The 6,451-nt window shown below is 74.1% G+C and carries 5 protein-coding genes; 1 reads left to right on the forward strand and 4 read right to left on the reverse strand.

Annotated features, from left to right (window positions below):
* Nucleotides 1-73: 73 nt before the first annotated feature.
* Entirely contained in the window at nucleotides 74-2,539 is a 2,466-nt protein-coding gene (locus tag ACFU74_RS21265) for a SpoIIE family protein phosphatase (protein WP_380758957.1), read from the forward strand.
* Nucleotides 2,540-2,619: 80 nt separating this feature from the next.
* Here the strand turns inward: ACFU74_RS21265 and ACFU74_RS21270 are convergent, their stop codons facing one another.
* The 4 genes from ACFU74_RS21270 to ACFU74_RS21285 all read right to left on the reverse strand — a co-directional run bounded on the left by ACFU74_RS21270 (nucleotide 2,620) and on the right by ACFU74_RS21285 (nucleotide 6,406).
* Nucleotides 2,620-4,194, reverse strand: coding sequence for an MFS transporter (locus ACFU74_RS21270; protein ID WP_380758959.1), 1,575 nt, complete (start codon nucleotides 4,192-4,194; stop codon nucleotides 2,620-2,622).
* A gap of 52 nt (nucleotides 4,195-4,246) precedes the next feature.
* Complete coding sequence (locus ACFU74_RS21275; protein WP_380758961.1) at nucleotides 4,247-4,801, reverse strand: TetR/AcrR family transcriptional regulator; 555 nt, start codon at nucleotides 4,799-4,801, stop codon at nucleotides 4,247-4,249.
* 147 nt (nucleotides 4,802-4,948) lie between these two features.
* Nucleotides 4,949-5,341, reverse strand: coding sequence for a cell division protein SepF (locus ACFU74_RS21280; protein WP_380758963.1), 393 nt, complete (start codon nucleotides 5,339-5,341; stop codon nucleotides 4,949-4,951).
* A 351-nt stretch (nucleotides 5,342-5,692) separates the two neighbouring features.
* Nucleotides 5,693-6,406: a VTT domain-containing protein gene (locus tag ACFU74_RS21285; protein WP_380758965.1), complete on the reverse strand. Its 714-nt coding sequence runs from the start codon at nucleotides 6,404-6,406 to the stop codon at nucleotides 5,693-5,695.
* Nucleotides 6,407-6,451: the final 45 nt, after the last annotated feature.

A 6,451-nucleotide genomic window follows, 5' to 3' on the forward strand; every position in this document is an offset into this window, starting at 1 on the left:
GAAGAACCCCGGCCGCAGGGAACCACGAGGACCGCCCGGCCGGGCACGAGCCGAACCGGGGTACAGCCTGATCATGCGGAGAGACGAGTGGGACGCCACCAACGCCACCGGCCCCGGAGCCGGCGCCAGCCCCGCACGCCTGGACGGCCATCGCCTCGTCCCGCTCGCCACCGCCCTGCTCCAGGACGACGGGCTGATCCTGCACTGGAGTGAGGACGCCGAGGCCCTGCTCGGCTGGACCGCCGAGGAGGCCGTCGGCAACCACGCCGCCCGGCTGCTCACCGACGACAGCGACCGCCCCGAGACCCTCGAACTCTTCGACCGCATCCTCGGCGGCAAGGGCTGGTCCGGCGTCGTCCCGGTCCGCCACCGCGACGGCCACACCGTCGACCTGGAGTTCCGCACCTACCCGATCGCCGGCCCCGGCGGCACCCTGCTGCTGCTCGCCACCGCCTCCGACACCGCCGCCCTGCACCGGGTCGAGGCCGACCTCGCCGTCCTCGACGGCATCTTCGGCCAGTCCCCGATCGGCATGGCCGTCTACGACACCGAACTGCGCTACGTCCGGCTCAACGAGTCGCTGGCCCGGATGAACGGCCTGCCCGTCGCCGAGCACCTCGGCCGGCGGATCAGCAGCATCCTGCCCGGCATCAACAGCACCGAGATAGAACAGCTCATGAAGCAGGTGCTGGCCACCGGCCGGCCCGTGGTCGACGCCCGCTCGCACGGACGCGTCCCCGGCGACCCGCGCCGCGACCGCGCCTGGTCCGCCTCCTACTTCCGGCTGGAGGACTCCACCGGCCGGGTCTTCGGCGTCTGCTCCTCGATCATCGACGTCACCGAGCGCTTCCAGGCCGAGGCCCGCGCCGCCCGCGCCCAGGAACGCCTCGCCACCATCGCCGAGGCCACCGCCCGGATCGGCACCACCCTCGACCTCCAGCGCACCGCCGAGGAGCTGATCGAGGCGGTCGTCCCGCGGTTCGCCGACTTCGCCACCGTCGACCTGCTGGAAACCGTGCTGCGCGGCGCCGAACCCACCCCCGTTCCGGCCGACCGCCCCGTCCAGCTGCGCGCCCTCGCCGTCGGCGAGGCCTACGAGACCGGGCTCGCGCACGCCGTCGACGTCGTCGGCGAGGTCTCCGAGTACTCCCCGGAACGCAGCTACAACGAGTGTCTGCGCAGCGGCCGCCCGCTGCTGCGCTCCCACGTCGACGCCGAGGTGCTGCGCGGACTGGTCGCCACCCCCGACCGGGTCGCCCCCGGCCTCGCGGCCGGGATCCACTCCTATCTGATGCTGCCGGTCACCGCCCGGGGCATGGTCCTCGGCGGCGCCGAGTTCATCCGGATGCGCAACCCCGAGCCGTTCACCGCCGCCGACGTCGCGCTCGCCGAGGAACTCGTCGCCCGCACCGCCCTCGCCATCGACAACGCCCGGCTCTACCGGCGGGAGCGGGAGACCGCGCTCACCCTCCAGCGCAGCCTGCTGCCCCAGGAGATCCACCGCACCCTCGGCCTGGAGATCGCCTACCGCTACCTGCCCTCCAGCGTCACCAGCGAGGTCGGCGGCGACTGGTTCGACGTCGTGCCGCTCTCCTGCGGCCGGGTCGCACTGGTCGTCGGCGACGTCATGGGCCACGGCATCCGGGCCGCCGCCACCATGGGCCAGCTGCGCACCGTCGCCCGGACCCTGGCCACCCTCGACATGCCGCCCGAGCAGGTGCTCACCCGGCTCGACGAGACCGCCTCCGGGATCGGCGAGGGCCAGTTCGCCACCTGTATCTGCGCCGTCTACGACCCGCTGGAGCGCACCCTCCAGGTCGCTTCGGCCGGACACCTGCCACCCGTCTGGGTCGCCCCGGACGGCACGCCCCGCCGGGTCGAGATGCCGCCCGGCGTCCCGCTCGGCGTCGGCGGGGTGGCCTTCGAGTCGGTGGAGTTCGCCCTGCCGGAGGGCGGCATGGTCACCCTCTACACCGACGGCCTGGTCGAACGGCGCGGCCAGGACCTCGACGAGGGCATCGACCTGCTCGCCCGCACCCTGGCGGGCCGCGGCCGGACCCTGGAGGAGAGCTGCGACGCCGTCCTCGGCGCGCTGGTCAGCGGCGGCAGCGACGACGACATCGCGATGATCATGGCCCGGGTGCTGCCGCTGCCCGCCGACCGGGTCGCCACCCTGCCGCTCACCGGGGGCGGCCGGCTGCCCGGCAAGGCCCGCCGCTTCACCCGCGCCACCCTCGACGCCTGGGGCCTGGGCGCGCTCTCCGACTACGCCGAGCTGCTGGTCAGCGAGCTGGTCACGAACGCCCTGCTGCACGCCGACGCCCCGCGCCGGCTGCGGCTCTTCCGCGACCGGGTGCTCACCGTGGAGGTCTCCGACGCCGGCGGCCAGACGCCCCAGCTGCGCCCCTTCGCCGAACAGGACGAGGGCGGCCGGGGCATGTTCCTGGTCAATGAACTCGCCCAGCGCTGGGGCAGCCGGCTGACCAGGGACGGCAAGGTGGTCTGGGCGGAACTGGAGCTCCCCTTCGGCACCGTCTGACCGCCCGGGAGCCCTGCACACGACGGTTCCCCGCCCCCCCGCGAAGGGGGGGACGGGGGACCGCGGCGTTCTCCGCCGGATCAGGCGTTGGCCTTCTCGGGCGTGCGTTCCTGCTCCTGCGCCGACGGCTCCGACTGCTCCGGCTGCCCGGTCCCGGCGCCCCGCAGCAGCCGCCAGGCCAGCACCGCCGCGCCCAGCAGCAGTGCACCCGCCAGCATCCCGGCCACGTTCACGCCGTGTACGAACGCCTCCTTGGCGCTCGCCAGCAGCGGCCCGGCCAGCGCGTCCGGCAGCCCGTGCGCCGCCTCCACCGCGCCGCCCAGCGACTCGCCGGCCTGCTGGGCGGCGGCCGGGTCCGTCCCGGTCGGGACGGCCAGCCGGTCCACGTAGAGCGCGCCGACCACCGAGCCGACCAGGGCGATGCCGAGCGCGGTGCCCAGCTCGTACGCCGTCTCGGAGACCGCCGAGGCGGCGCCGGCCTTGTCGGCCGGAGCGGCGCCCAGCACCAGGTCCGCACCGAGCGTGTAGACCACGCCCTCGGCCGTGCCGACCAGCAGGAAGGCGGCGGCCAGCACCAGGTAGGTGGTGTCCTGCTGGATCCAGCCCAGCAGGCCGATCCCGACGCCCATCGCCAGCAGGCCGAGGGTGAGCGCCGCCCGGGCGCCGGTGCGGCGCACCAGCCGGGCGGTCAGCAGACCGCCGGCGATCGCGCCGGCGAAGGCCGGCAGCTCGGCCAGCCCGGCCTTCAGCGGCGGGTAGCCGCGGACCAGCTGGAGGTACTGCGAGGTCACGAAGACGATGCCGGAGAGCCCGATCAGTGCGATCAGCGAGGCCAGCACGGCGGCCGTGAAGCGCCGGTCGCCGAAGAGCCGGACGTCCAGCAGCGGCGTCTCCAGCCGCAGCTGGCGGCGGACGAAGACGACCAGCGCCAGCGCGCCCAGCACGCCCGCGACCGGCACGTCCCAGCGGGCGACGCCGTGCGCCGCGGCCTCCTTGATCGCGTAGACCACGCCGATCACCCCGGCGAGCGACAGCAGCACGCTCAGCACGTCCCAGCGGCCGGGCTCCGGGTCCTTGGACTCCGGCAGCAGCCAGGCGCCGAAGACCAGCAGCAGCACCAGCACCGGGATGTTCAGCAGGAACACCGAGCCCCACCAGAAGTGCTCCAGCAGCACCCCGCCGACGACCGGGCCGAGCGCGGCGCCGGCGGACGCGGCGGCGCCCCAGATGCCGATCGCGGTGGCCCGCTCGCGGTCGTCCGGGAAGAGTGTGCGGATCAGCGAGAGGGTGGAGGGCATGATGGTCGCTCCGGCCACGCCGAGCAGCACCCGGGCCAGGATCAGCCAGCCGGCGCCGGGCGCGTACGCGGCCATCAGGGAGGCGGCGCCGAACGCGGTGGCACCGACGAGCAGCAGCTTCTTGCGGCCGATCCGGTCGCTGAGCGAGCCCATCGAGACCAGCAGGCCGGCGAGCACGAAGGAGTAGGCGTCGCCGATCCACAGCAGCTGGGTGCCGCTGGGGCGCAGGGTCTCGCTGATCGAGGGGATCGCCAGGGACAGGACGGTCGCGTCGACGGCGACCAGGGTGACGGCCAGGACGAGGACGGCGAGGCCGGTCCAGCGCTGGCGGGGCTGGAGGTGGACGGTGCTGCTCATGGGTATCGGTGTCCGGTTTCCGGTCCGAGGTGCGGTGGATTGGGGGTGGTGGTCAGTGCGGTCGCGGGGTGCGCAGCGCGCCGCCGAGGAACAGCTCGGCGAGCGAGAAGGTGGCGTCGCGCGGGGCCAGCCGGCCGTCCTGGACGGCCCAGCCGATCCCGGCGAGCAGGTCGAAGAACGCCTCGCTGAGCCAGGCCGCGGAGAGCTCGATCCGGAAGACCCCCTGCTGCTGCCCGCGCAGGAAGAGCGCGTTCAGCCGGGCGATCTGGGCCTCCCAGAGGTCGTTGACCGCCTCGTCGTCGTAGAGCTGGCTCTCGCCGGTCAGGTAGGCGCAGAGCATGGCGTCCGGGACGATCTCGTCGATCAGCCGGCGCAGCGCGGCGTGCGCGTCGCCCTCGTCGACCCCGGCGGTGTCCAGCGCGGCGGCCAGGCGTTGCAGCGCGAGCATGCCGACCTCGCGGATCAGCGCGTCCCGGCCCGGGAAGAGCCGGTGCAGGGTGGCGCGGCTGATGCCCGCGGCGCGGGCGATCTCGTCGAGGTGGGCGGTCGGGCGGCGGGAGAGCACGCCGACGGCGGCTTCGAGCACGGAGTCACGATCGGTGGCCATGGAACGAGTGTACGTCGAATGAGACGTTGATGTCTCAGAATTAATCCGGCCGTCTCGTCCGAGGCGCGGCCGTACGGTGCCCGGACGACGAAGAACCGGGGACGGCGGGTGCCGTCCCCGGTTCTCGTTCCGGTCCGTCGTGGCCGGTCAGCTCTGGTTGTAGAAGCCGGTGTCGTCGAGCGGGCGGTCGATCACCATCACCTCGATGTCCGCCGGGGTGAGCAGGAACACCCGCCGGGCGATCCGCTCGATGCCGCCGCGGGTGCCGAAGATCAGACCGGAGGCGAAGTCGACCATGCGCTTGGCCTCGGCCTCCTCCATCTCGGTGAGGTCCATGACCACCGGGGTGCTCGCCCGGATGTGCTCGCCGACCGTGCGGGCCGCCTCGAATCCGGTCGGCCGCAGGGAGACGATCTTCGCCGGGGCGGGGGAGGACGGTACCGTCTCCTGATCGACCCACTCGTCCTCGTACACCGCGGCCGGGTAGCTCCCGGAGGGCATCAGCCACCCGTTGTGGTGCTCGTCGCGAAGTGCTCCCATGCCGCGCCTCCCTGCCTCTGTTCCGTACAGGTCCCCCGGTGCGCGTGCCCTTTTGACACGTCATCCACTCGTCGGAACTGTCCGAGTATCGCACTGATCACCGGTCTCGTGCCCGCTCGCGCCGTCCGTACGGGTCGCGCCGCGCCGGTGGCCGGGGCGGACCCGGGCACTGGAAGCGACGCAGGAGAGGGACGTACGGTTGCGCGCGTAGACGATATCGGTCGCGGCCGCCGTGCAATTGACCTTCTGTCAACAATGCGGGAACGATTTCACGCGGCACTGACAACTGCCCCGCCCGGCCGAGCGCATCGGCGTGTCCCGCGCCCGGCGTGCCGCCCGGGCGCCCGGCGCTCAGGCCTGGACCGCGCGCCGTCGGCGGAGGGCCGCCCGCACCACCGGGACCATGGCCAGGAAGCCGATCAGCCCGATCAGCCCGGCCGAGACCAGGAATCCCGTCGACCCGGGCTCGCGCGCGGTCGCGGCCGCCGCGACGTAGACCGCGGTCACCGGGACCACCCCGAGCGCGGTGGCGAGGATGAACGGCGGGAACCGGACCCCGGAGACGGCCGCGCCGTAGGTGGCCGCCTGGAACGGCAGTCCGGGCAGCAGGCGCAGCAGCAGGATGCTGCGGAAGCCCTGCTCGGTGAAGTGCCGGTCCATCGCCAGCAGCAGCCGTCCGCGCAGGAGGCGCCGCAGCGCGTCCCGGCCGAGCCGGCGGGCCAGCCAGAAGGCGATCGCCGCGCCGAGCGTGGTGCCCAGCACGGCCAGCGCGAGCCCCTGCTGCACGCCCAGCAGCAGCCCGGCGGCCGCGTTCAGGGCGGGCCGGGGGAAGAAGGCCACCGTGCCGAGCGCGTACACGGCGGTGAACAGCGGAACGCGCCAGTACCAGGGCGTCCCGTCGGACAGCCCGCCGTCGAGCAGCGCGGTCGGGCTCCACAGCAGCAGCGCGCCGCTCACCGCGGCGAGGATCGCCACCAGCAGGGCGAACCGGGGCCACGGCGAACGCGCCGGCCGGCCGTCCGCGGGGGGAGCGGGCGCGGGCGGGGAGGTCACGGGTTCGGGCACGGCCCGAGCCTAACCGGGGGCCCTCCCCGCCCGGCACACGGGTGC

Source organism: Kitasatospora sp. NPDC057500 (assembly GCF_042802195.1).
In the GTDB taxonomy this organism is placed as follows: Bacteria; Actinomycetota; Actinomycetes; order Streptomycetales; family Streptomycetaceae; genus Kitasatospora.

Bases quoted from the DNA above. Each gene is read 5' to 3' on its own strand.
- ACFU74_RS21265 (WP_380758957.1), top strand. From the start codon at position 74: ATGCGGAGAGACGAGTGGGACGCCACCAACGCCACCGGCCCCGGAGCC.
- ACFU74_RS21270 (WP_380758959.1), bottom strand. From the start codon at position 4,194: ATGAGCAGCACCGTCCACCTCCAGCCCCGCCAGCGCTGGACCGGCCTC.
- ACFU74_RS21275 (WP_380758961.1), bottom strand. From the start codon at position 4,801: ATGGCCACCGATCGTGACTCCGTGCTCGAAGCCGCCGTCGGCGTGCTC.
- ACFU74_RS21280 (WP_380758963.1), bottom strand. From the start codon at position 5,341: ATGGGAGCACTTCGCGACGAGCACCACAACGGGTGGCTGATGCCCTCC.